Annotated in this window: 20 protein-coding genes, 5 tRNA genes and 1 pseudogene; 14 read left to right on the top strand and 12 right to left on the bottom strand. The window is 62.2% G+C overall.

The window, feature by feature from the left end; all coding sequences use genetic code 11:
- Positions 1–23: 23 nt before the first annotated feature.
- The 3 genes from ACF8O8_RS20445 to ACF8O8_RS20435 all read right to left on the bottom strand — a co-directional run bounded on the left by ACF8O8_RS20445 (position 24) and on the right by ACF8O8_RS20435 (position 2,060).
- Positions 24–452, bottom strand: coding sequence for an organic hydroperoxide resistance protein (locus ACF8O8_RS20445; RefSeq protein ID WP_010952889.1), 429 nt, complete (start codon positions 450–452; stop codon positions 24–26).
- A gap of 140 nt (positions 453–592) precedes the next feature.
- Positions 593–1,048, bottom strand: a complete 456-nt coding sequence (locus tag ACF8O8_RS20440) for a MarR family winged helix-turn-helix transcriptional regulator (protein ID WP_010952890.1) — start codon at positions 1,046–1,048, stop codon at positions 593–595.
- 58 nt (positions 1,049–1,106) lie between these two features.
- A complete protein-coding gene (locus ACF8O8_RS20435) occupies positions 1,107–2,060 on the bottom strand; it encodes a LysR family transcriptional regulator (RefSeq protein WP_019752251.1) in 954 nt (317 codons plus the stop codon).
- A gap of 113 nt (positions 2,061–2,173) precedes the next feature.
- Here ACF8O8_RS20435 and ACF8O8_RS20430 point away from each other — a divergent pair, with 113 nt between their 5' ends.
- On the top strand, positions 2,174–2,923 hold the full coding sequence (locus ACF8O8_RS20430) for a sulfite exporter TauE/SafE family protein (RefSeq protein ID WP_003252877.1): 750 nt from the start codon (positions 2,174–2,176) through the stop codon (positions 2,921–2,923).
- A gap of 28 nt (positions 2,924–2,951) precedes the next feature.
- Here ACF8O8_RS20430 and ACF8O8_RS20425 read toward each other — a convergent pair whose 3' ends face one another.
- Positions 2,952–3,803 (bottom strand): LysR substrate-binding domain-containing protein, encoded by an 852-nt coding sequence (locus ACF8O8_RS20425; protein WP_003252879.1) that lies wholly within the window; start codon positions 3,801–3,803, stop codon positions 2,952–2,954.
- A gap of 96 nt (positions 3,804–3,899) precedes the next feature.
- Here ACF8O8_RS20425 and ACF8O8_RS20420 point away from each other — a divergent pair, with 96 nt between their 5' ends.
- Positions 3,900–4,118, top strand: coding sequence for a DUF1127 domain-containing protein (locus ACF8O8_RS20420; RefSeq protein ID WP_014591954.1), 219 nt, complete (start codon positions 3,900–3,902; stop codon positions 4,116–4,118).
- 302 nt (positions 4,119–4,420) lie between these two features.
- Here ACF8O8_RS20420 and ACF8O8_RS20415 read toward each other — a convergent pair whose 3' ends face one another.
- Positions 4,421–5,767, bottom strand: coding sequence for a class II 3-deoxy-7-phosphoheptulonate synthase (locus ACF8O8_RS20415; RefSeq protein ID WP_010952895.1), 1,347 nt, complete (start codon positions 5,765–5,767; stop codon positions 4,421–4,423).
- Between the two features lie 116 nt (positions 5,768–5,883).
- Here ACF8O8_RS20415 and ACF8O8_RS20410 point away from each other — a divergent pair, with 116 nt between their 5' ends.
- Positions 5,884–6,639 carry a spermidine synthase gene (locus ACF8O8_RS20410; protein ID WP_004575936.1) on the top strand — a complete coding sequence of 252 codons (756 nt, stop codon included), beginning with the start codon at positions 5,884–5,886 and terminating at the stop codon, positions 6,637–6,639.
- A gap of 317 nt (positions 6,640–6,956) precedes the next feature.
- Positions 6,957–8,670, top strand: a pseudogene (locus ACF8O8_RS20405) (DEAD/DEAH box helicase).
- Between the two features lie 152 nt (positions 8,671–8,822).
- Here the strand turns inward: ACF8O8_RS20405 and ACF8O8_RS20400 are convergent.
- Entirely contained in the window at positions 8,823–9,590 is a 768-nt protein-coding gene (locus tag ACF8O8_RS20400; protein WP_392510345.1) for a DODA-type extradiol aromatic ring-opening family dioxygenase, read from the bottom strand.
- A gap of 101 nt (positions 9,591–9,691) precedes the next feature.
- Here ACF8O8_RS20400 and ACF8O8_RS20395 point away from each other — a divergent pair, with 101 nt between their 5' ends.
- On the top strand, positions 9,692–10,342 hold the full coding sequence (locus ACF8O8_RS20395) for a thiopurine S-methyltransferase (protein ID WP_010952898.1): 651 nt from the start codon (positions 9,692–9,694) through the stop codon (positions 10,340–10,342).
- Positions 10,343–10,464: 122 nt separating this feature from the next.
- Here ACF8O8_RS20395 and htpX read toward each other — a convergent pair whose 3' ends face one another.
- Positions 10,465–11,352, bottom strand: a complete 888-nt coding sequence (gene htpX / locus ACF8O8_RS20390; RefSeq protein ID WP_010952899.1) for a protease HtpX — start codon at positions 11,350–11,352, stop codon at positions 10,465–10,467.
- Between the two features lie 507 nt (positions 11,353–11,859).
- On the bottom strand, positions 11,860–13,071 hold the full coding sequence (locus ACF8O8_RS20385) for a pyridoxal phosphate-dependent aminotransferase (RefSeq protein ID WP_012271123.1): 1,212 nt from the start codon (positions 13,069–13,071) through the stop codon (positions 11,860–11,862).
- Positions 13,072–13,238: 167 nt separating this feature from the next.
- On the opposite strand from ACF8O8_RS20385, the gene msrB reads away from it, so the two are divergent.
- Both msrB and ACF8O8_RS20375 read left to right on the top strand, forming a co-directional pair.
- Complete coding sequence (gene msrB, locus ACF8O8_RS20380) at positions 13,239–13,634, top strand: peptide-methionine (R)-S-oxide reductase MsrB (RefSeq protein ID WP_010952901.1); 396 nt, start codon at positions 13,239–13,241, stop codon at positions 13,632–13,634.
- Between the two features lie 13 nt (positions 13,635–13,647).
- Entirely contained in the window at positions 13,648–14,136 is a 489-nt protein-coding gene (locus ACF8O8_RS20375; protein ID WP_010952902.1) for a glutathione peroxidase, read from the top strand.
- Here the strand turns inward: ACF8O8_RS20375 and ACF8O8_RS20370 are convergent.
- Positions 14,126–16,483, bottom strand: coding sequence for an ATP-binding protein (locus ACF8O8_RS20370; protein ID WP_350298754.1), 2,358 nt, complete (start codon positions 16,481–16,483; stop codon positions 14,126–14,128). The genes ACF8O8_RS20375 and ACF8O8_RS20370 overlap by 11 nt on opposite strands.
- A gap of 105 nt (positions 16,484–16,588) precedes the next feature.
- On the opposite strand from ACF8O8_RS20370, the gene ACF8O8_RS20365 reads away from it, so the two are divergent.
- Complete coding sequence (locus ACF8O8_RS20365) at positions 16,589–17,476, top strand: ATP-binding protein (RefSeq protein WP_003247104.1); 888 nt, start codon at positions 16,589–16,591, stop codon at positions 17,474–17,476.
- A complete protein-coding gene (locus ACF8O8_RS20360) occupies positions 17,477–17,959 on the top strand; it encodes a GAF domain-containing protein (RefSeq protein WP_003247105.1) in 483 nt (160 codons plus the stop codon).
- 75 nt (positions 17,960–18,034) lie between these two features.
- On the opposite strand, the gene ACF8O8_RS20355 is transcribed toward ACF8O8_RS20360, so the two are convergent.
- Positions 18,035–18,802, bottom strand: a complete 768-nt coding sequence (locus tag ACF8O8_RS20355; RefSeq protein ID WP_010952905.1) for a hypothetical protein — start codon at positions 18,800–18,802, stop codon at positions 18,035–18,037.
- Between the two features lie 332 nt (positions 18,803–19,134).
- Between ACF8O8_RS20355 and ACF8O8_RS20350 the strand changes: the two genes are divergently transcribed.
- The 5 genes from ACF8O8_RS20350 (at position 19,135) to ACF8O8_RS20330 (ending at position 19,696) form a co-directional block, all read left to right on the top strand.
- Positions 19,135–19,210 (top strand) — tRNA-Glu (locus ACF8O8_RS20350).
- Positions 19,211–19,212: 2 nt separating this feature from the next.
- Positions 19,213–19,288 (top strand) — tRNA-Gly (locus ACF8O8_RS20345).
- Positions 19,289–19,380: 92 nt separating this feature from the next.
- A tRNA-Glu gene (locus ACF8O8_RS20340) sits at positions 19,381–19,456 on the top strand.
- Positions 19,457–19,459: 3 nt separating this feature from the next.
- Positions 19,460–19,535 (top strand) — tRNA-Gly (locus ACF8O8_RS20335).
- An 85-nt stretch (positions 19,536–19,620) separates the two neighbouring features.
- Positions 19,621–19,696: transfer RNA gene (locus ACF8O8_RS20330), tRNA-Gly, on the top strand.
- Between the two features lie 166 nt (positions 19,697–19,862).
- On the opposite strand, the gene ACF8O8_RS20325 is transcribed toward ACF8O8_RS20330, so the two are convergent.
- Together ACF8O8_RS20325 and ACF8O8_RS20320 are read right to left on the bottom strand one after the other, a co-directional pair.
- Positions 19,863–21,353, bottom strand: a complete 1,491-nt coding sequence (locus ACF8O8_RS20325) for a hypothetical protein (RefSeq protein ID WP_392510344.1) — start codon at positions 21,351–21,353, stop codon at positions 19,863–19,865.
- 64 nt (positions 21,354–21,417) lie between these two features.
- Entirely contained in the window at positions 21,418–23,610 is a 2,193-nt protein-coding gene (locus ACF8O8_RS20320) for an autotransporter outer membrane beta-barrel domain-containing protein (RefSeq protein WP_392510343.1), read from the bottom strand.
- Positions 23,611–23,764 lie beyond the last annotated feature (154 nt).

Below are 23,764 nucleotides of genomic sequence, written 5' to 3'. Positions count from 1 at the left end.
GGGATCGCGCAAGCCTTTGCGCCTTACACGGTTACGTGCAGGCGCACATCCACATTACCGCGTGTGGCATTGGAGTACGGGCACACCTGGTGCGCCTTTTCCACCAGCCCTTCGGCATCGGCCTGGGGCAGGCCCGGCAGGTTGATGTGCAGGTCGATGTCCAGGCCGAAACCGCCCGGGATCTGGCCGATGCCCACCTTGGCGGTGATCGAGGTATCTGCCGGCAGGGCTTTCTTCTCTTGCCCGGCCACGAATTTCAAGGCGCCGATGAAGCAGGCCGAGTAACCGGCGGCGAACATCTGCTCGGGGTTGGTGCCATCACCGCCCGCGCCGCCCAGCTCTTTGGGGGTGCTGAGCTTGACTTCCAGCTTGCCGTCGCTGGAGCGGGATTTGCCGTCGCGCCCACCGGTGGAGGTTGCTTCTGCGATGTACAGCGGAGTGACCTTTTGCATCTTGAGCCTCACTAATGTGCTGTGCGCTCCCGTTTGCAGGAGGGCGGGGGTTGGTGTGGGATTTAAATTAGCGCGCAATTAGTTAGTGCGCAAGATAAATCATCGCCGTTCATCGGAACGGCCATTTCACAGCATAGCGCTCAGAGGTTTTTCTGCAGGTTTTCGCGCAGGTTCAGCAGGTCGGCTTGCAGTTGCTGCAACTGCTCAAGGCTCCGCCCGCTGGCCTTGAGAATGCACGGCGGCACCTCTTTGGCCTGCTGTTGCAGGGCGCGGCCTTTGTCGGTCAGCTGTACCATCACTACCCGTTCATCTTCGCGGCTGCGGTTACGCTGCAACAGGCCTTCGCTTTCCAGGCGCTTGAGCAGCGGGGTCAGCGAGCCCGGGTCGGTCAGCAGGTGCTGGCTGATTTCGCCCACGGTCAGGCCGTCACGCTCCCAGAGTACGAGCATGGCAAGGTATTGCGGGTAGGTCAGGCCCAGCGCCTGCAGCAGTGGCTTGTAGACCTTGGTCATCAGCAACGAGGTGGAGTGCAGGGCGAAACAGACCTGGTTGTCCAGCAGCAGCTCGTCACAGGAGGCTTGGGTGTCGGCGTTCATGCAGGTCCTTGAAAGTCATCAATGGAAAATTCTGGCACGCTGATCATCAGTGCGCGAATTAATCGCGCAATTCACTGCGCAAGGCCAGGTCCCAGGGTGGAATCGGGCTGAAGCGGCTCTTGAGGAATTCGAGCAGCAAACGGCTGCGAGAGTTCGTTTCATGTGCCAGGCGTAGCGCGTAAATGCCGCTGGTCTCAGCTTCAGGCAAGCCGCCGTCGCAGAACAACGGGATCAGCTCGCCGCGCAGCAGGTATTCACTGATCAGCCAAGTGGGAAGGTGGGCTATACCCAGGCCGGCGAGGGCGCCGAACAGCAGGGTTTCGGCGTTGTTGGCGGCCATGCGCATGCGCGCGGGGCGGTACAGGCGGGTTTGCCCGGCCACACTGAAGCGCCAGGCGAACGGCGGCGCTAGGCCATCCCAGTCCAGCCCGTCATGCCCGGGCAGTTCGCTGGGGCAGGTGGGGATGCCGCGGCTGGCCAGGTAGGCGGGGCTGGCGCAGGCGATGCGCACCATGTAGGCGAGCGGCGTGGCGACCAGGCGGGTGTCGGCCAAGGGGCCGGCGCGCAGCACCAGGTCGACCTCGCCCAGGTGGCTGCCCTGCAGGTCGACAAAGCTGTCGATCAACCGCAGTTGCACGTCCAGTCCCGGGTAGGCCACCAGGAAGTCGGCAATGGCCGGGGCCAGGTGGCGGCGGCCAAACGCGGCAGGGGCGTCGATGCGGATAAGGCCTTCCGGGGCATTGCTCAGTGACACCGCTTCAGCCCGGGCCAGGCGCAACTCCTCGATGATGCGCCTGGCCCGCTCGGCAAAGGCGTTGCCTGCAGGCGTGGCCCGCACCGCGTGGGTGCTGCGGGTGAACAGGCGGCTGCCGACGGCGCTTTCCAGGTTGTCGATGCGCCGTGCTACCGCAGACGGGGTCAGCGGGTGGCGACGGGCGGCGGCAGAAAAGCTGCCGGTTTCCAGCACATCGAGGAACAGGCTCAATTGGTCGGTCAGGGTATCGGGGTTCATGGCTGCCTTGCTTTTGCGAAAAACGCACAGCCATTGTGCGCTGCTGTGCGTTTCCCCGCCAGCGCACACTCGTTAGCATGCTCGCATTATTGGTACAGGCGGACGAGGCCCTGATGATCGAGTGGTTGTTGTATATCGTGCTGGGTGCTGCCCTGGGCACCATGGGGGGCTTGTTCGGCATTGGTGGCGGGCTGATTGCGATTCCGGCGTTGGGCGTGCTGTTTGGCCTGGACCAGCAGTTGGCGCAGGGGACCGCGTTGGTGATGGTGGTGCCCAATGTGCTGCTGGCGCTGTGGCGGTATCACCAGCGCAACCGCATCGCGTTGCGCCATGCGTTGCCGCTGTCGGCGTGCAGCTTCTTGTTTGCCTGGCTGGGGTCGATCTGGGCGGTGGGGCTTGATGCGCATTCCATGCGCCTAGGTTTTGTCGGCTTCCTGGTAGCGTTGGCGGTGTGGAACGTGGTGCGGATGTTCATGAAGGTGTCGCCGCCGAGTGCCGAGCTGCGTCATGCCTGGCCGTGGCTGGGTGTGCTGGGCAGCTTTGCCGGCACCATGGGCGGCTTGTTCGGGGTGGGTGGGGCCGTGGTGGCCACACCGATCCTGACCAGTGTGTTTGGCGCTACTCAGGTGGTGGCGCAGGGGCTGTCACTGGCGCTGGCGGCGCCGAGTACCTTGGTCACGCTGGTGACCTATGGCGTGCACCATAGCGTTGACTGGGGGGTTGGGATTCCCTTGGCGGTGGGTGGCTTGCTCAGCATCAGCTGGGGCGTGAAGCTGGCCCACGCGTTGCCGGAGAAGGTATTGCGGGCGATGTTCTGTGTGTTCCTGGTGGTCTGTGCGGTGATGCTGGGGTTTGAGCTTTGAGAGGTTGGGGCCGTTTTTCGGCCCCCGATCACTTGAAACCCTCAACGATGTAGTCGGCCATGCAGTCGGTGATTGGCGAGGGGGTCTGCGTACTGCGCACCAGCATTACATTAGCCATGGGCAACTGGGGCAGCCCTTCGCTCTCACCCAGAATGCGGATGTTGCCCCCGATCAGGCTCTGCAGCTGCGCGGTCACTGCCAGCCCGGCGGTGACGATGGCAAAGATTGCCGCCAGGCTTGGGCTGGTGTAGGCAATACGGTAATCGATGCCCTGTGCCTCCAGCGCATTGCAGGTCCAGGCGCGACAGAAGCAGTCGGTGTTGAACAGCGCCACCGGCATCGGCCGCTGTTCGTGCGGGCAAAAGCCTTCTGCCGCGGCCCACACCAGGCGTTCCTGGCGTAGCAACTGGCCAATCTCGTTGCCGGGCTCGCGGGTGACGATGGTCAGGTCCAGGTCCTGGCGCAGCATCAACTGCTTGGACGAATCGCAATGCACTTCCACCTGCACCAGCGGGTAGGCCTGGGCAAAGCTCGACAAGATGGTCGGCAGGAAGCGCATGGCGTAGTCGTCTGGTGTGCCGATGCGCACCAGCCCCACCATGTGCGGCATGCGCAGGGTGTTGAACACCTCGCCATGCAACTTGAGAATGCGCCGGGCATACCCCAGCAGTACCTGGCCTTCGGCGGTCAGCCGCACCTGACGGCCATCACGTTCGAATAGCTGGCGCTGCAGAATGTCTTCTTCCAGGCGTTTCATCTGCATGCTGACCGCTGACTGGGTGCGGTTGACCACTTCGCCTGCGCGGGTAAAGCCGCCTTGCTCGGCAATGGCGACGAAGGTGCGCAGGACGTCCGCGTCGAGGCTCTGGTACTGGGACATTGCATCAATCTCCGAGATGCATCGCATCAGAAACATTCGTTGGATTGATCTTAAGCCTGGCGTGAGACTGAGGCCATCAACACGGAGGGCTTCACGATGAAAGGTCATGTCAGCAGCATCCAGCAACCTGCCTTTTCCCTGAGCTACCTGTGGCATGCTGCTTTGCAGCGTCCGGCGCGTTGGCTGGAGCTGTACCGTCAGCGTCAGGAACTGGCCAGCCTCAGTGATGCAACCTTGCGCGACCTTGGGTTGAGCCGGGCGGATATCCAGCAAGAGGCCGAGCGGCATTTCTGGGATGATCCATTGAGGAAGTGAGTTGGGTCCAAGCGCCTGGCTTCAGCTTTTCAGCGTCCGGGAGATCGAGCGCCGCCCGCGCGGCGCATCGCGAGCAAAGCTCGCTCCTACATTTGTTTCGGGCCAGTTACGCCTGTGACAGGCGCGCGCGACCGCCTTGTTAGTTCGACGTGATGTCGCGCCATACGCCAAGGCGTTCGCGCACAATGCCACAGGAAAAATTGGCCCGAAACAGATGTAGGAGCGAGCTTTGCTCGCGATGCGCCGCGCGGGCGGCGCTCAATCTCCCAGGCGCTACAAAACTCAAGGCATGCGCCCCAGCCTCAGCGCCGTACCTGCTTGAGGGTTTCGGCAATCAGGAACGCCAACTCCAGCGACTGATCGGCATTCATCCGCGGATCACAATGGGTGTGATACCGGTCAGACAACGCATCCTCGGTGATCGGCCGGGCACCACCGATGCATTCGGTGACGTTCTGCCCAGTCATCTCGATATGGATACCGCCGGCGTGGCTGCCCTCGGCCTGGTGTACCTGGAAGAACTGCTTCACCTCATCCAGAATCTGCGCAAAATCGCGGGTCTTGTAACCGCTGCTGGCCTTGATGGTGTTGCCGTGCATCGGATCGGAACTCCACAGCACCTTGCGCCCCTCGCGCTCGACAGTGCGGATCAGCCCCGGCAAGTGGTCGCCAACCTTGCCCGCGCCCATGCGCACGATCAGGTTCAAACGCCCCGGGTCGTTCGCCGGGTTGAGCGTGTCGATCAGGCGGATCAGCTCTTCGGGGTTCATGCTCGGGCCAACCTTGACCCCGATCGGGTTGTGCACGCCACGCAGGAACTCCACATGGGCCCCATCGAGCTGGCGGGTGCGGTCGCCGATCCACAGCATGTGCGCCGAGCAGTCGTAGTAGTCGCCGGTCAGGCTGTCCTGGCGCACGAAGGCTTCTTCATAGTTCAGCAACAGCGCTTCGTGAGCCGTGAAGAAGCTGGTTTCGCGCAGTTGCGGCGCACTGTCCAGGCCACAGGCACGCATGAACGCCAGGGTTTCATCGATGCGATTGGCCAACTGGTGGTACTTGTCGGCCAGCGCCGAGTTGGCGATGAAGTCCAGGTTCCACTTGTGCACCTGGTGCAGGTCGGCAAACCCGCCCTGGGCGAACGCGCGCAGCAGGTTGAGGCTGGCGGTGGCCTGGTGGTAGGCCTGCAGCAGCCGCTCCGGGTCCGGAATGCGGCTTTTGGCGTCGAAACCGATGCCGTTGACGATGTCGCCACGGTAGGCGGGAAGGGTGACGTCGCCGATGGTTTCATCGCCAGATGAGCGCGGTTTGGCGAACTGACCGGCCATACGCCCCACTTTCACCACCGGGCAGCCGGCGGCAAAGGTCATGACAATGGCCATTTGCAGCAGCACCTTGAAGGTGTCACGGATTTTTGCAGCCGAGAACTCGGCGAAGCTCTCGGCGCAATCGCCGCCCTGAAGCAGGAAGGCACGGCCTTCGGTGACCTCGGCGAACTGCCGGCGCAGCTCGCGCGCCTCACCCGCGAACACCAGCGGCGGGTAGCTGGCCAGGGTCTGTTCAACCTTCAGCAGGTGCGCGGCATCGGGGTAGGTCGGTTGCTGCTGGATCGGCAGGGCACGCCAGCTGTCGGGGCTCCACGGTTGGTTCATCTTGGGCTCGGTCTTGTCGGTTGTAGGCTATGGGCCATGGTAACAGTTGGCGCTGCGCTTGTTGCATCAAGGGTGTTGGCGGACAATGCGCGTTTTTGCGCAGGCGGGTGGTGGACATGACGGCGGAACGGCAAGAGCGGCTGCTGGCACGGGTGGAAGATGCGTTTGGCGTCATCAGCGTGTACGAAGTAGACGACTACCGCTTTCTGGAATTCGGCGATGCGATCGAGCAAAGCTGTGTGTTCACCGCCGACCCCAGCTGGCTGGAGTACGACTACACCCGCGCCATGCTGGTGGGGGCGCTGTGCCACGAATCGCCGGAGAGCGCACTGTTTCTAGGCCTCGGCGCCGGCACGCTGACCCAGGCCTGCATGAAGTTCCTGCCGCTGGAAGACATCGAGGCCATCGAGCTGCGCCCGGATGTACCGCGCCTGGCCATGGATTACCTGGGCCTGGACGACGACCCGCGGCTGTATGTGCGCATCGGCGATGCCCTGGAGCTGCTGCCCACGGCAGAAAAGGCCGACCTGCTGTTCGTTGACTTGTACACCGACCATGGTCCTGGGGTCGGGCACCTGGCGTGGAATTTTCTGGAGAACTGCCAGCAGCACCTGAACCCGGGCGGCTGGCTGGTGATCAACCAGTGGGCCACCGATGATGGCAGGCCGCTGGGCGCGGCGTTGCTGCGCGGGTTGTACCACCGGCATTACTGGGAACTGCCTGTGAAGGAGGGCAATGTGATTCTGCTGGTGCCGGCAGACCTGGAGCAGTCGCTGGACCTGGACGGTTTGAGAGCCCGGGCCGAGGCGCTGGCGCCGCGTTTGGGGTACAGCCTCGAGGGGCTGATCCGCGAGATTCGGCCGGCTACCTGAAAGGCTCAACCGCTCCGACACTGAGCGCGTAAGGCGTCAGGGGATTATCGATTCAGCCTGTCGTGCGCGATGGCCCGATACTGGCCCTGCCTCCATGAAAATTTTCCTCACGTACGCGACTATTTCAGGTATAGTACGCGCCGGTCTTTTAGCGGACCTCAAAATCAGGTGGTGCAAATCCTCCGAGTCCAGCTTCGGCTGCGCGTCCGCTAGGCGGACCTTCCCAAGTTTTCTTTTTCAATCGTTTTCGCAAATCCCCGCCGCCAAAGCTGCCTGGGTGACCTGACGGTCTTTCAAGGCATGTGCAGCTTTGGAGCATGGGTCTTTGCGGATGCACCTAGAGGCAGACCCATGACCCAGGAAACCGGCGGCTTCGCCGCTCTCGATCTTAACCCGAACATTGTTGCTGCCGTTGTGGCTACCGGCTACGAAGAGCCGTCCGCCATTCAGCAACAATCGATCCCGATCATCCTCGCCGGTCACGACATGATCGGCCAGGCGCAGACTGGCACCGGCAAAACCGCTGCCTTCGCCCTGCCGATCCTGAACAAGATCGATGTGAGCAAGCGCGAACCGCAAGCCCTGATCCTGGCGCCAACCCGTGAGTTGGCGCTGCAAGTTGCTACCGCTTTCGAAACCTACGCCAAGCAGATGCCGGGCGTGAACGTTGTCGCCGTCTACGGTGGTGCCCCGATGGGCCCACAGCTGCGTGCGATCCGCAACGGCGCGCAAATCGTCGTGGCCACCCCGGGCCGTCTGTGCGACCACCTGCGTCGTGACGAAAAAGTCTTGTCGACCGTACAGTACCTGGTACTGGACGAAGCCGACGAGATGCTGAAGCTGGGCTTCATGGACGACCTCGAAGTGATCTTCGACGCAATCCCGGCTACCCGTCAGACCGTACTGTTCTCCGCAACCCTGCCGTCGTCGATCCGTTCGATCGCCGAGCGTCACTTGCGTGAACCCAAGCACGTCAAGATCCAGACCAAGACCCAGACCGTTACCGCGATCGAGCAGGCCCACCTGATGGTCCACGCGGACCAGAAGATCCCGGCTGTGCTGCGTCTGCTGGAAGTGGAAGAGTTCGACGCGCTGATCGCCTTCGTGCGTACCAAGCAAGCCACCCTGGACCTGGCCGCCGCGCTTGAAGCCAAAGGCTACAAGGCTGCTGCACTGAACGGCGATATCGCCCAGAACCAGCGTGAGCGCGTGATCGACTCGCTCAAGGATGGCCGCCTGGACATCGTCGTCGCCACCGACGTCGCTGCCCGTGGCCTGGACGTACCGCGCATCACTCACGTATTCAACGTTGACATGCCGTACGACCCGGAGTCCTACGTACACCGTATCGGCCGTACTGGCCGTGCCGGTCGCGATGGCCGTGCACTGTTGCTGGTTACCCCGCGTGAGCGCCGCATGCTGCAGGTGATCGAGCGTGTTACCGGGCAGAAGGTTGCCGAAGCGCGCCTGCCGAATGCCCAGGCCGTGCTGGATGCCCGCATCAAGAAGCTGACCTCGAGCCTGGCGCCGCTGGTAGCCGAAGCAGAAGCCACCCACGGCGAGCTGTTCGACCGCCTGACCACCGACCTGGGTTGCAGCGCGCGTGCCCTGGCTTCGGCCCTGCTGCGCAAGGCCACCAATGGCCAGGCGCTGGACCTGGCGGCGGTAGAGCGCGAGCAGCCACTGGTGCCGAGCTTCGCCCCGCGTGGTGAGCGTACCGAGCGCGGTGAGCGTGGCGAGCGTCCTGACCGTGGTGATCGTGAGCGCCGTGCGCCGCTGCCGTTGGCCGAAGGCCGCGTGCGTTGCCGTACCGCCCTGGGTGCCCGTGATGGCATCGCTGCCAAGAACCTGCTGGGGGCGATCCTCAACGAAGGTGGCCTGGCGCGTGACGCTATCGGCCGCATCCAGGTGCGCGACAGCTTCAGCCTGGTCGAGCTGCCGGAAGACGGCCTCGAGAAGCTGCTGTCCAAGCTCAAGGACACCCGCGTGGCTGGCAAGCAGCTGAAGCTGCGTCGCTACCGCGAGGATTGATCCTGGCGTAACGAAAAAATCCCCGGCTTAGGTCGGGGATTTTTTTTACCTGTATCGGCCCTTTCGCGGGCTTGCCCGCTCCCACAGGTACTACACAGGTACTGAAATCTGTGGGGTACCTGTGGGAGCGGGCAAGCCCGCGAAGAGGCCCTTCAGTCGAACCGATAGATGTCCATCCCCAGCGCGCCCAGGGTAAACCCCTGATGCACCACGCCGAACTTGCTCCCGGCCCCAAGGGCAAAGAACAGCGGCAGCAAATGTTCATCACTGGGATGGTTGCGCATCGCAAACGGCGCCTGCTGCCGGTAATCCAGCAACGCCGCCTGGTCATCCTCCTGCAGCCGGTCTACCACCCAATCCCTGAACGCCAGCGCCCACGGCTCGATCACATCTGGCCCTGCATGCCAGTCCAGCTCACCCAGGTTGTGGGTAATGCTGCCCGAACCTATCAGCAGTACATCCTCGGCACGCAACCCCGCCAGTGCCTGGCCCACCTTCAGCTGCAGCGCCGGCCCCATGTGACTGGGCAGGGAAACCTGCACCACGGGAATGCGCGCATCCGGGTACATCAGCGACAGCGGCACCCAGGCGCCATGGTCGAATGGGCGTTGCATGTCCAGCCGCGCGGGTAACCCCGCAGCCTTCAACCGCTCACTGACCTGGCCAGCAAGCCCGGGCTCGCCCGGCGCCGGGTACTGCACCGCATACAGGGCTGGTGGGAAGCCGTAGAAGTCATGCCAGGTTTCGGGCTGTGCGCTGCCGGTGACCAGCAGCTCGCGGCTTTCCCAGTGTGCCGACACCACCACGATCGCTTTCGGCCGGGGCAGCGCGTTGGCCAACCCGGACAGTGCCGGCCCGCTGGCGCCGGGTTGCAGGGCAAGCATGGGGGAACCATGGGAAATGAACAGGCTGGGCAGCATGGCGGGGTCCTGAAGGTTAAGATGCAACCATCATCGATTAACTACAGATCGAAATCCAAACCAAGTTTTACCGACAAATCATCTAAAAATCGGGAGTGATCATGGAACCAGCGTTCTGGCAGCAGCGGTGGGCCGACAACCAGATCGGCTTTCACCAAGCGCAGGTGAACCCCTATCTGCAGACGTATTGGCCACAGTTGCAGTTGGCGCCCGGCAGCCGCGTGCTGGTGCCGTTGTGCGGCAAAAGCCTGGACTTGGCCTGGCTGGCAGGGCAGGGCCATCGCGTATTGGGTGTGGAGCTGTCGCGGCGGGCGGTGGAGGATTTTTTCCGTGAGCACGGGCTTGAGGCCGAGGTGCGGCAGCAGGGCGCATTTGAGGTTTGGCGCAGTGGAGATGTGCAGCTGTGGTGTGGCGACTTCTTTGCCTTGCGGGCAGAGGATGTGGCTGACTGCGTAGGGCTGTATGACCGGGCGGCGGTGATTGCGCTGCCGGTGCAGATGCGTGCGCGGTATATGCAGCTGTTGTCGGGTTTGCTGCCGGCGAATTGCCGTGGGTTGGTGGTGACGCTGGAGTATGACCAGTCGTTGTTGGCCGGGCCGCCGTTTTCGGTCAGGGATGAAGAGCTGAGGCAGGGCTTTGCGGGGTGGCAGGTGGAGCAACTGGAGGCTGTGGATGTGATTGAGGACAGCCCGAAGTTTGTGCAGGCCGGGGCGTCGAGTTTGTTGGAGCGGGTGTATCAGGTCAGCCGATAAGCAGGTATGGCAGGCTGACCCGGCCCATGTGGGAGCGGGCGCGCCCGCTCCCACAGAAGGCTGCGTAAGGCCGGGAATAAAAAAAGGGCGACCGAAGTCGCCCTTTGTTTTTATCAGGTGGATCAGCCGCGCTGACGCAGGGCCTCGATGCGGTCTTCCAGCGGTGGGTGGCTCATCAGCAACCCGGCCAGGCCGTGCTTGAGGCCGCCATTGATGCCGAAGGCCTTCATGGTGTCCGGCATGTGCACTGGCAGGCCTTGTTCCACGCGCAGGCGCTGCAGGGCGCCGATCATTGCTGCGGTACCGGCCAGCTGCGCACCGGCTTCGTCGGCGCGGAATTCGCGGCGGCGCGAGAACCACATCACGATCATGCTGGCCAGGATGCCAAGGATCAGCTCGGCAACGATGGTCGCCACATAGTAGGCAATGCCTTGGCCCTCTTCGTTCTTGAAGATGACCTTGTCCACAAAGTTGCCGATGATGCGTGCAAAGAACATCACGAAGGTGTTCACCACGCCCTGCACCAGCGCCAGGGTGACCATGTCGCCGTTGGCAACGTGGCCGATTTCGTGGGCCAGTACCGCGCGCACTTCATCGGGCGAGAAGCGCTCCAGCAGGCCCTGGGACACCGCGACCAGCGCGTCGTTGCGGTTCCAGCCGGTGGCGAAGGCGTTGGCCTCGTAAGCCGGGAAGATACCCACCTCAGGCATTTTGATGCCCGCTTCGCGGGACAGCTCTTCGACCGTTTGCAGCAGCCACTGCTCGTGGCGGGTGCGCGGCTGGCTGATGATCTGGGTGCCGGTGGTCATCTTCGCCATCCACTTGGAAATGAACAGCGAGACGAGGGAGCCGGCAAAGCCGAACACGGCGCAGAACACCAGCAGGCTGCTGAGGTTCAGGTCGACCCCGTTGGCGGCCATGAACCCGTTGAAACCGAACAGGCTCAGGGTAATGCTTGCAACCAGCACCACCGCGAGGTTGGTGGCTACAAACAACAGAATGCGCATCATGGTTGTTACGTTCTCCTGACGGATGAATTGTCGCTTACTGCGGGGTATATAAGGGGCCTGCCGCGCCGATTCAATCGGGGGACTATTTCAAACTGTGTACGGCGGAGTATGGCAGAGGATGGCGTGGGGGCTATGGGATAGAGCGTTGCAGGATGTAAGAAACATTCGGCTTGGGGTTGCGTCAAGGCCGCTGTGTGTTTGCCGCAAGGGGTGTGGCGCCTGTGAGATCGAGCGCCGCCCGCGCGGCGCATCGCGAGCAAGCTCGCTCCTACATTTGTTTCGGGCCAATTATGCCTGTGGGATTTGCGCGCGAACGCCTTGGTGCATGACGCGATATCGTGTGGTACGGGCCAGGCGGTCGCGCGCGCCTGTCACAGGCGTAACTGGCCCGAAACAAATGTAGGAGCGAGCTTGCTCGCGATGCGCCGCGCGGGCGGCGCTCGATCTACGCCCCACCATCAATCTTTCGTCGAACCCCTCGTCGCCCCCCGTCGCCCCCGTCGAACCCTACTGCGAATACCCCTTCAGGAAATTGCCGATCCGGCCAATGGCTGCTTCCAGGTCATCCACCCGCGGCAAGGTCACCACGCGGAAGTGGTCCGGCCACGGCCAGTTGAACGCCGTCCCTTGTACGATCAGCAGCTTCTCCGACAGCAGCAGGTCAAGGGCGAACTTCTCGTCGTTGAGGATCGGGCAAACCTTCGGGTCGATCCGCGGGAACGCATACAGCGCGCCCATCGGTTTCACGCAGCTGACGCCAGGGATGTCGTTGAGCAGTTCGTAGGTGCGGTTGCGCTGCTCCAGCAGGCGGCCCGGCGGCAGCACCAGGTCGTTGATGCTCTGGTAGCCGCCCAGCGCGGTCTGGATGGCATGCTGGGCCGGCACGTTGGCGCACAGGCGCATGTTGGCCAGCATGTCAATGCCTTCGATGTAGCTTTGTGCGTGGTGCTTGGGCCCGGAAATGATCAGCCAGCCAGAGCGGAAGCCCGCCACCCGGTACGACTTGGACAAGCCGTTGAAGGTCAGGCACAGCAGGTCCGGAGCCAGCGAGGCGGTGCTGATGTGCACGGCTTCGTCGTACAGGATCTTGTCGTAGATCTCGTCGGAGAACACCACCAGGTTGTGCTGGCGCGCCAGCTCCAGCATGCCCAGCAGCAGCTCTTTGGAGTAGACGGCGCCGGTCGGGTTGTTCGGGTTGATGATCACCAGCGCCTTGGTGTTCGGGGTGATCTTGGCCTTGATGTCCTCAAGGTCAGGGAACCAGTCGGCCTGCTCGTCGCACAGGTAGTGCACCGGCTTGCCGCCGGCCAGGCTCACGGCGGCAGTCCACAGCGGGTAGTCGGGGGCCGGGATCAGCACTTCGTCGCCGTTGTTGAGCAGCGCCTGCATCGACATGACGATCAGCTCGGACACACCATTACCCAGGTAGATGTCCTCGATGGTAACGCCTTCGATTTCTTTCTGCTGGCAGTACTGCATCACCGCCTTGCGGGCACTGAACAGGCCTTTGGAGTCGCTGTAGCCCTGTGCGGTGGGCAGGTTGCGGATCACATCCTGAAGGATTTCATCAGGCGCCTCGAAGCCAAACGGCGCCGGGTTGCCGATGTTCAGCTTGAGGATGCGGTGGCCTTCCTCCTCCAGGCGTTTGGCGTGCTTGAGCACTGGGCCGCGAATGTCGTAGCAGACATTGGCGAGCTTGTTCGATTTGCTGAACTGCATGATGGGATCCCGATTGAGAAAACGCGCTACGCCCCGCCGAAAGGTTTGAAAGGGCAGGAAGCGGGTGCCAGACTGAACGCCTGGCACACGAAGCCAACTAATATACGTGCCACCCGCGCCCCGGAAAAGACGGTGCGGGGTGAAATTCAGCCTGCCGAGGTCCCTACATGAAAAAGATTGAAAAAACCCTGGACGAATGGCGGTCGATGCTCGACCCCGAGCAGTACCAGGTATGCCGCCTCAAGGGCACCGAACGGCCATTCAGTGGCAAGTACAACAGCGAGCGCCGCGACGGCATCTACCACTGCATCTGTTGCGGCCTGCCGCTGTTCGATGCGCAGACCAAGTTCGACGCCGGCTGCGGCTGGCCGAGCTTCTACGCGCCGATCGAGGACAGCGCGATGATCGAGATCCGCGACACATCCCACGGCATGATCCGCACCGAGGTCACCTGCGCCCGTTGCGACGCGCACCTGGGGCATGTGTTCCCTGACGGCCCGCCACCGACCGGCCTGCGCTACTGCATCAACTCGGTGTGCATCGACCTTCGTCCGCGCGACTGACCGGAGCCCGACCATGGCTGCAACGATGCTGAACATCCCCTGCGTGACCCTGGGCGGCGAGCACAAGACGCTCGGCGACTTCCCGGGCAAGGTGCTGTTGGTGGTCAATACCGCCAGCCAGTGCGGTTTTACCCCGCAGTACAAGGGCCTGGAGCAACTGTGGCAGGCCTATCGCGACCGTGGCCTGGTGGTACTGGGCTTTCCGTGCAACCAGTTCGGCAAGCAGGAACCTGGCGATGCGCGGGAAATTGCGCAGTTCTGCGAGCGTAATTTCGGCGTGAGTTTTCCGCTGTTTCGCAAGGTCGAGGTCAACGGCCCGGGCGCTCACCCTCTGTTCGTCGAACTCAAGCAACGCGCCCCGGGTATTTTGGGTAGCCAGAAGATCAAGTGGAACTTCACCAAGTTTCTGGTCGACCCGGCCAGTGGCCAGGTCAAGCGCTATGCCCCCACCACCAAGCCACAGGCCCTGGAGGCGGACATCGAGCGTTTGCTCAGCCGCTGAAGGGCACCCAATGGTCGACCAGGGCCAGTAGCTCTTCGCGGCGGAATGGCTTGGCCAGGTAGTCGTTCATGCCCGCCGCCCGGCAGCGTTCGCGTTCTTCGGGCATGGCGTTGGCGGTGAGGGCGACGATGGGCAACTCGGGCCAGCGGCCGCTTTGGCGGATACGCCGGCTGGCCTCGTAGCCGTCCATCACCGGCATGTTGCAGTCCATCAGCACCAGGTCGAATTCCTCGCGCGCCAGCAGCTCAAGGGCCTCCGCGCCCTGGGTGGCCAGTTGCACCTGGCAGCCGAGCTTGGCCAGCATGCCCTTGGCCACCAGCTGGTTCACCGGGTTGTCCTCTACCAGCAGTATCCTCGCACGGCCTTGCTCCTGGGTAATGGCCGGGATGGCCAGCGGGTGTTCGGGCTCATGGCCTTGCAAGGTGCGGCGCAGGGTCTGGTACAGGGCGTTGCGTGCCAATGGTCGGGCCAGCTGGTGCAGCGGGGCCAAGGCCAGGGACTGCTCGTTGGGCAGGAAGTTGCCGTAGGCGGTCACCAGCAGAATCGGGGTTTTCAATGCCGGGCGCAGTTCGAACAGGTGCTCGACGTCGTCGGTGATCAACAGGTCGATCACTGCGGCATCCAGCGTGGCGCAACTGTCATGGCGCTGGTAGGTCAGGCCCCAGGCGGGCAGCAAGTGCTGCAACAGTTCATTGAGCCCGCTGCCGGCTGCGCTCAGTGCGGCCACGCGGCCATGCAAGGGCGCTGGCGGGATGGCTTCGGTGTGCACGGTCAGCGGCAATTCGGCGGTAAAACAGCTGCCAAAGCCCGGCTCGGAGCGAATGTGCAGGTGGCCCTGCATGGCCTTGCACAGGTTACGCGTCAAAGCCAGGCCCAGGCCGGTGCCACCGTACTGGCGGGTGATGCCGGCACCGGCCTGGGTGAAGGGCTGGAAGATGCGCGCCTGGGCGTCTTCGGGGATGCCGATGCCGGTATCCCGTACCTCCAGACGCACACCACCGACAATGGCCGCCAAGCGCACGTCGACGCGGCCGAAGCGGGTGAACTTCAGCGCGTTGGACAGCAGGTTGCTGACGATCTGCCGCACACGCGTGGGGTCGCCGAGCACGCTGCTGGGGAAGTCGCTGGCGATCAGGCAGGTCAGCTCCACACTTTGCGCGGTGTTCTGCGACAGCAGGTTGGCGGTGTCTTCCACCATCGAGCCCATGTCGAACGCAATGCGTTCCAGCTCTAGCTGGCCGGCATCGAACTTGGACAAGTCAAGAATATCGTTCAGCAGCTCTACCAGCACCTTGCCCGAGTCATGGGCGATAGCCAGTTGCTGGCGTTGCTCGCTGGGCAGCGGGTTGTCCAGCGCCAGGGCGATCATGCCGAGCATGCCGTTGAGCGGGGTGCGGATTTCGTGGCTCATGTTGGCCAGGAAGGCGGCGCGCGCCTGGGCCATGTCCAGCGCTCGGCTGCGGGCTTGTTCCAGCTCCTGGTTGGACAGGCTCAGGCTGCTGTTGCTGGCCTTGAGCTCGTTGGTGCGCGCCGACACGATGTCTTCCAGCTCGTTCAGGTACTGGGTCAGGCGGTTTTCCGCGGTGCGCCGCTGTTCGATCTCGGTGGCCATGCTGACGAACTGCTGGTTGGCGACCTTCACCAGCACGCCGATTTCGTCATGCTCGTGTCCATGTGGGCATTCCAGGCGCGTTTGCCGGGGTTTGCGCGGGTCGCTGCCGCTGAGTGCGCCGATCACCGTCACCAGCGGTTTGGTCAGCATCATGTAGAACAGCGCCAGCAGAAGGCCGGTGAGCACCAGGCTGCGGGCAAAACCATTGAGCAGGGTGATGCCGGCACGGTCGAGAAAGCGGCTGCCGAAGGCGAAGGTGTCGATGTCCAGGTACAGGGTGCCCAGGTATTGCTCTGGCATGTGGGTCAGGTACAGGCGCTCCTTGAACTGGCGTTGCTCGCCGAACAGGAAGTCGCTCAGTGGCCGATAGCGGTCCTGCAGTTTTGGCCGCTCGACATCGGCCAGTACCGTTTCGTTGTTGTCGATCAGCCGTGCGCGGATGACGGCCGGCGACTGCAGCAGGCCGCGGGTCAGCTCCAGCGCCAGTTCCGAGTCGATGTTGTAGGCGATGCGCGAGGCCGGGTTGTGGCTGATTTGCAGCAACGCGTTCACTTCACGGTTGATGGACGCGTCTTCGCTGGCATAATCGATGCCGATCTGGATGAGACTGAGCAATGTTCCCAGGATGAAGCCGACCAGGACTGTCAACCGGGCTTGCTTGTATGACAGGCGATTGGTGAACTTGATATCCATGAGTCCCGAGCCGGTTTCCCGTTCCTTGCGCTGCGCAAGCATAGCCGAATAGCCCCGGCTGCTGGTGGATCTGTCTGTTCATTTCAGTTGATCGCCAAGCGGGGGCGCGCAGCGGCCCCCAAAAAACTGAGATTGTTAGGAGTCGTCATGGACGCTCGCTTGATCGCTTTTCTGGACCGCGCCGAATCGGTACTGGCGCGCCTTGAACCCCTGTTGCCGGCACAACGCCCGCACATCGACTGGGGCACCACACTGGCCGCGCGCTGGCAGCGTGATGGCCGCAGCGGCTACCTGCTGCCGCTGGACGTCAGCCTGGATATCCGCCTGACCGACCTGATCGGCGTCGACAAACAGCGCGACCAGCTGGGCCGCAATACCCATCAGTTCATCAACGGCCTGCCGGCCAACCACGCGCTGCTGTGGGGCTCGCGCGGTACTGGCAAGTCGTCGCTGGTCCGTGCCTTGCTGGCCGAGCACGCCAGCGCCGGCCTGCGCTTGATCGAAATCGAACGTGACCACCTGGCCGACCTGCCACGGGTGGTCGAGCAGCTGCAAAAGCTGCCGCAACGCTTCATCCTGTTCTGCGACGACCTGTCGTTCGAAGCCGGGGAGGGCGACTACCGGGTGCTCAAGAGCGTGCTCGACGGCTCGCTGGAGCAGGCCCCGGACAATGTGCTGCTTTACGCCACCTCCAACCGCCGCCACCTGGTGCCCGAGAAGGAAAGCGACAACGAGAACTGGAAGCGTGTCGACGGCGAGCTGCACCCCAGCGAAGCGGTGGAGGACAAGATTGCCCTGTCTGACCGTTTTGGCCTGTGGCTGTCGTTCTACCCGTTCACCCAGGACCATTTCCTGAACGTTGTCGAGCACTGGATTGGCCAGTTGGCGCAACCTGCTGGCCTTGTGTGGCAACGCACCGAAGCACTCGACATCCTCGCCGTGCGCTGGGCCACCGGCCGCGGCAACCGTAATGGCCGTTGTGCCTATCAGTTCGCCCGCTACTGGGTCGGGCTGCAATTGCTGGAGCAAAAGTAAATGATCGACCTCAATGCCAGTGGCGCCGGCCTCGACGGCTATAACCTGCTGGCGGCGCAAGTGCAGGCGCTGTTCGCCGACGAGCGTGACTTCATCGCCAACGCCGCGCAGTTTTCCGCGTTTCTGTATAACCAGGTGGACGACCTGAACTGGGCGGGGTTCTACCTCAACCGCAACGAAGAGCTGGTGCTGGGCCCGTTCCAGGGGCAGGTGGCGTGCGTGCGCATTCCGTTCAGTAAAGGTGTGTGCGGGGCTGCGGCGGCAACGCGGCAGACCCAGCGGGTTGAGGATGTACATGCATTCCCTGGCCACATTGCCTGTGACAGTGCCTCCAACAGCGAGCTGGTGATCCCGTTGGTGAAGGACGGCAGGTTGATTGGCGTGCTGGACCTGGACAGCCCGACGGTCGGGCGGTTCAGCGAGGCGGACCAGGTGGGGCTGGAGCGGTTGGCGGCGATCTTTCTGGCGTTGACTGACTGCTGATCAATGTTGCCTGTGCCGGCCTCTTCGCTTGTAGGAACGGGTTTACCCGCGAAGAGGCCGGTACAGGTTAACCAATCAGTCGTAGATCACCTTCTTCTTCCAGGTCTCTTCCTCATCGGTCTTGAGCCCATCGGTCAATTCGTTGTGCTCGTCTTCTGCCGGTGCCATGCGGTCCAGTACCTGGGCATTGGCCCGGGCCAACAGTTTCTCAAGATACGTCAGCTGCTCTTCATACACCTTCGGCTCCGGCTGCTTGCGCAAATACTGCACGCCGCGCTCGAAGGCCAGGCGCGCCTGGCCGGGCTGGCCTTTTTGCAGGGCCTGTTGGCCGAGGTTGTTGAAGAACTCTATATGCAGCAGCACCAGGATATGGCGGATTTCCTTGACCCAATGCTTGGCCTCGACAGCGGGCAAGAAGCCCTCATGGGCAGCGCGGGTCACCTGATTGTGCAGCGCCTCCAGCAAGAAGCGTACGTCCTTGGCCTTGATCTCGGTGTGGATCGGGTTGGGTGGGTTGTTGACCGGGATCTTGTCGCCCAGGGCAATCAGCCCTTCCAGTTCGGCGATGCGCGCCTTGAATTCGGCATTGTGCTTGTCCACCGCCAGCAGGCGCTGGTTGAGGTTCAGCTCCAGGCGGGTCAGCAGCAACTTGAGGGCCGGGGTCATGAACTGGCCGGGGAACGTTTCGGTGATCTCGCCACAGCGGCGCAGGCGGTCGGCGAGCTCGATCTTCATCCGGGCGCGCTCAAGCTTGCCATTCTCGACCACATTGTTGAGGTAGCCGATCACGATCAGCAACGCGATGCCCGCCACGATGAGCAGGGTGATCAGAAGTGGTGTCACCGTTAAAGCCTCATGAATAGGTTTGCATGATTGAGTGTAGGAGCGAGCTTGCTCGCGAGAGCCCTGACAGCCATTCTCTTTTTCTATCGGCAAACTGTGCCATGACTGGATGCTGGCACATTAATGCTGAGTTAACGCCAGAAAATCAACGCCAGACCCCAACAGGCGTACCAAAACAGCGCTAGGTGTACCCGGAAGTCATTGATTTAAATAAATTTCTACAAAGGGGTTGACGCCTTCCCGAACCATCCATAGAATGCGCGCCACTTGCAGCGTAAAGCACACAGCGAAACGCGGCAGGGAGTGAAAGCAGGCAGTAATGCCAGCAGCGTGTCCCCTTCGTCTAGTGGCCTAGGACACCGCCCTTTCACGGCGGTAACAGGGGTTCGAGTCCCCTAGGGGACGCCAATGCGGGAATAGCTCAGTTGGTAGAGCACGACCTTGCCAAGGTCGGGGTCGCGAGTTCGAGTCTCGTTTCCCGCTCCAGTTTCTCCGGCACTGCTTAGCGGCGGGGCAGGAAAAGAAAACCCAGGCTGAATCGTGAGGTTCATGTTCTGGTGCACTGAAAAGTGTTGTGTGTCCCCTTCGTCTAGTGGCCTAGGACACCGCCCTTTCACGGCGGTAACAGGGGTTCGAGTCCCCTAGGGGACGCCAAATGCGGGAATAGCTCAGTTGGTAGAGCACGACCTTGCCAAGGTCGGGGTCGCGAGTTCGAGTCTCGTTTCCCGCTCCAGTTTAAATACTGTGGCGTCTATGCGGTGCAGTGGTGGTGAAGGTCTTCAAGGCGCTTCACGCCGAACGTGGTAAAGCTTCAAATTGCGGGAATAGCTCAGTTGGTAGAGCACGACCTTGCCAAGGTCGGGGTCGCGAGTTCGAGTCTCGTTTCCCGCTCCAAATCAAGATTTACGGCCTTCCACGGAGGTCTGTAGATCCTCGAAAATAGACGCTTCGGCGTCTTTTTTCGTTTCGGTCAAAGCCATCGGGATCCATGGGCATCCCGACATTTGGCTTCACTGCAAAAAACGCCACTCTTTCGGGTGGCGTTTTTTTTTGCATCGGGCTACGGCTTGTCTTCCAGTTGGGCTGCCGCATCGGGAAATTTCAACCAGCTCAGCTTATCGTCGAACGACACTTCAACCGACACCCGGAACTGATAGTTGATTGCCAGCCTCAACAGCTCGGTTTTCGTGACGCTACCCAGCACCATTACGCCCGTTCCGCTGGGTACAGGCAGCGCGGTGGCAATCGGCAGCCTGATTTCCCGAGTGACGTTGCCGCTTTCCACCCCGTCGATCCAGGCGTTGACGAATTGCGACGTATGCCGGAACGGCCAGCTTTCCAGGGTAAAGGCGGTGCTTTCGCCCAGTGTGCGCAGGTTCAGTGCGCGGTTGCGGATATCACTGCACTGCACGATTGGCAGTCCTTCGATTTTCCGCACCGTGACATAGTGCGAAGGCGAGGGGGGCACGTCAGGCTTGTCGATTTGGTAATACAGTTCCACCCGGTCGTTCATGTGCGGCGGCACATATTGGCTGGGGATCAGGTATTCAAGTGCGCCTGGCGATATGGGCGTGCTGGTGGAGTAACCGCCGAGCGTCCCGGGTTGGCCCCAGAATACGGTGACAGTTTCATTCGGCCTGATGTCGGCATCGTCGGGTATGACGAATGTGACGCCGTCGAATGCGTTGCCAGGTTCCAGCGTGCTTTGGTAATCGCTGCCCTTCGCCTCCTTGATGCGTGGCGGTGGCAATTCGCGTGGTGCCAGGGAAAGGTCGGACTCCAACGCGACCGCTAGCGCACGCTGGGGCTGTGTGCCAGCGCGGTCCTGCACTTCATAACGCACGTAACGCGTGCCGTTGCCGGACTGGCGAATGAAAGCGCCCGGGAAGGTCAGCTCGAGCGGTTTGCTGGTGCCTAGCGGGCCCAGTGTTTCGATGTGCTCCTGGGTCAGTGTCATCATGTCGACCATTTCCTGCCCGGCGCCGTTCTCGCTGTAAAACCACTTCACGACATCGCCCGGCTCTGCACCAATGAACGAGGGGACTGTGCAGACGAGCTTGTCGCCGTTGGCCGCGAGGTACTCCTCGGTGACACCTTCGCGAATAACGTAGTCGGGAAGCATTAATCGATCATCCGCGGGGAGCAGTGGCGGGGTCTTGTCGATGTAGATATCCAGTGGCCGTGAAGACACATGGGTATCGCTGTACAGCGTGACTTCGTAGTGCAGGCGGTGCGGGCCTTCAATAAGCTTGTCGACCGGTACCAATATGAATAGCTCTTCAGGTTCGATAGGCTTGATGAAGGTCTTCTTGTCGACCAGTACGTCATTCCAGTAGAGGAAAAGGTATTCCTCATCTATTTCCGGGTGCGAATTTGCCCACGGGTGGAACTCCACCCGCAGGGGGGAATAGGTTGCCCGGAACTCGACCGTGTTGGGTTTCCCCCCTTCAACATCGTCCACCACGCTTGGTACGGTTGGGGGGACAAGAGAGGCCGAGTCCAGTTCAGGGGTTGGAGTTCTGCGGTTACCGGAGCGCTTGTTCTGTGTCATCGTCCATCTCCATGTGTCACGCATGAATGCAGAAGGGAAGGCGCATTGGCCTTCCCTCGTTTCTTTACCAGTTGTAACGGGCGCCGACGCTCACGCCCCATGGCTGTTCAAGCTTGCTGCCATGGCTGTAATCGAAGTCGGCGTGGGCCTGCCATTTTTCGCCCCAGGCGACCGCCACCCCTGCACCGATTTCAGCACGCGAACCGGCCAGGTTGTTGCCGAAGCGGTTGTCGTTGACTTTCACCTGGTTGTCGTTGACGAACTCATGAACTGCTGCCACCCGCAGGTAGGGTTGCACGCTACGGCCTGTGCCCGCGCTGAAGGTGCGCCCGACCGAGGTACCCACTTTGCCCAGCAGCGAGTGGGTACTGTTGCTGTTGGCGCGCATGCCGTTGTCCAGGCTGTAGTCCTTGCCCTGGACCACGAGCCCGGACAGTTGAGCGAACGGTTCGAGGAACCAGTCGTCGGCCAGGTTCAGATGACGCCCCACCTCCAGCGAAACGCCAGCACCCAGGTTGCTGTAGTCACCCTTGGCCTTGCTGCCGTCACTCAGGCGCACGTCGGCCTGGTTGCGGAAACGGTTGATGCGCGCCACGGTGTCGATGTAATAGCCGCTTTCGGGATCGAGCCAGGTGGCGTAGGCACCGGCGTGGTAGCTGTCGACGCTGGCCGAAGAGCCGCGGGCAAGGTTCAGGTCGGAATTGCTGTAGCCGGCCGTGATCCCGACCAGCCAGTTGCCGTCGCCAGCTGCCAGGGGCGCATCTGCGCCGATCGACAGGCCTTGTTGCTGTTGCTGGTACGCCGCGCCAGACGTCGCCGAGACATTGAATTGGTTTCCGTAGCTGCGTACCCAGCCACCGGCCTTGCCAGGGTTGCGGCGCACGTCGCCCATGCGGCTACGCAGCACGCCGAGCTCGCCGTACCAGATGGTCGGCACGACGTTGGCCAGGGCCATCACCGTTTGTGTGCCGGGGCTGACCGTACGGGTGGTCGCGTCCAGGTACCAGTCGTTGGCGCCGCGTTGCACCAGGTCGTAGGAATAGGCTCCCAGGTCCACAGAGCCACCCAGCAGCGAGAATTGTGAATCACCAGCAGCGGTATGCACCACATGCAGGCTGTTGTCTGTCAGCGGATCGTTGCCGCTGGCGCTGATCAGCAACTGGTGGTTGCCGCTGGCGGTGCCCGTCACGTCGAGGAAGTCCGACTGCGAGGTGCTGAAATCGGCCTCCATGATGAAGGTGCCGTTGCCGGTGAGGTTTTCCACGGAAAGGGTAAAGAATTCGCCCGGCCCGCCGAAGCGCACGGCACCGTTATCCAGTGACAGGTCGGTCACCTGGCTGTTGTCGACCAGGGTCCATTCGCCACCGCTGTTGATTTCCAGGCTTGCAACGTTGTCCAGCCGGCCTTTGAGGGTGGCGAAGTTTTCCAGCAGCACGTTGGCGGTGCCGCCGCTGGCGGCGACGATATCGCCGACCAGGTGGCTGTTGTTGACCCGCAGGTTGGCGGCAGCATCCTCCGCCACCTGCAGCAGCATGCCGTTGCCACCACTGAGGCTGGCACCGTTGATAACGTCGATCTGCGCCGATGCTGCAAAGCCGGCCCCTCGGCCGACGGCAATCGCTGGCCCGTTGCGTCCCTCGATCAGGCTGTTGTCGACCACCAGCGTAGAGCCGCGGCCGTCGTCCTCAAGAATGCGCGCGCCATAATTGCCGCCGCTGATGGTGCTGCCGTCCCTGGCAATCAGGGTGCCGGCAACCAGGCGTGCGCCCTCGCTGCTGGCGCCCGTCCCGCGTAGTTCGCTGCGCTGCAGTTCGGCAGAACTGGCATTGAGGGTCGCGCCTTGTACGCCGCCTTCGATCACGCTGTTGTTGATCAAGGCGCGCGAGCCGTTACCCGCCCCTGCAGCACTCAGCGCCAGGCCACGGGCGTCACTGCGGATGGTCGAGCGGTGTACGGTGGCACTGGCACCATTGAGCGCCAGGCCATTGCCATTCGATTCAGCGGTGACCTGGCTATCCGACAGGTTCACGGTGGCGCCCGCCTGGGCGGCGATCTGCAACGTCGTCGCCCCGGTGGCTGTCAGAACGGCCGGGCCGATCACCCGGTAGCTGTCGAGTGTGCTGCCGGCATCCAGCTGAGTATCGGCATCTACGAGGGTTTCTGCCCAGCAGGCACTGGCGAAAAACAACGGGCCTGCCAGCACGAGATGAGCGGGTGTTGAACAGTGGCGAAGGGTGTGAAAAAGGCGGCTCGGCATTCAGGGAAAACCTCGAAGTGAACAATTTTTTGTAAGACCGTTCTGCTTTTCGCTGGAGAACAATCCGCATACCGCGAGGCTAAGCGCGTTAAGTCGCAAAAAATGTAAGGAAATTCCTACTCTTCAATGGAAAATTCCTATAAGTGGATCGGCA

The organism is Pseudomonas sp. TYF_14 (assembly GCF_043105275.1).
GTDB classification, from domain to species: domain Bacteria; phylum Pseudomonadota; class Gammaproteobacteria; order Pseudomonadales; family Pseudomonadaceae; genus Aquipseudomonas; species Aquipseudomonas alloputida.
The sequence above is the reverse complement of the archived record's forward strand: the minus strand, read 5'-3'. Positions and strand labels throughout refer to the sequence as shown.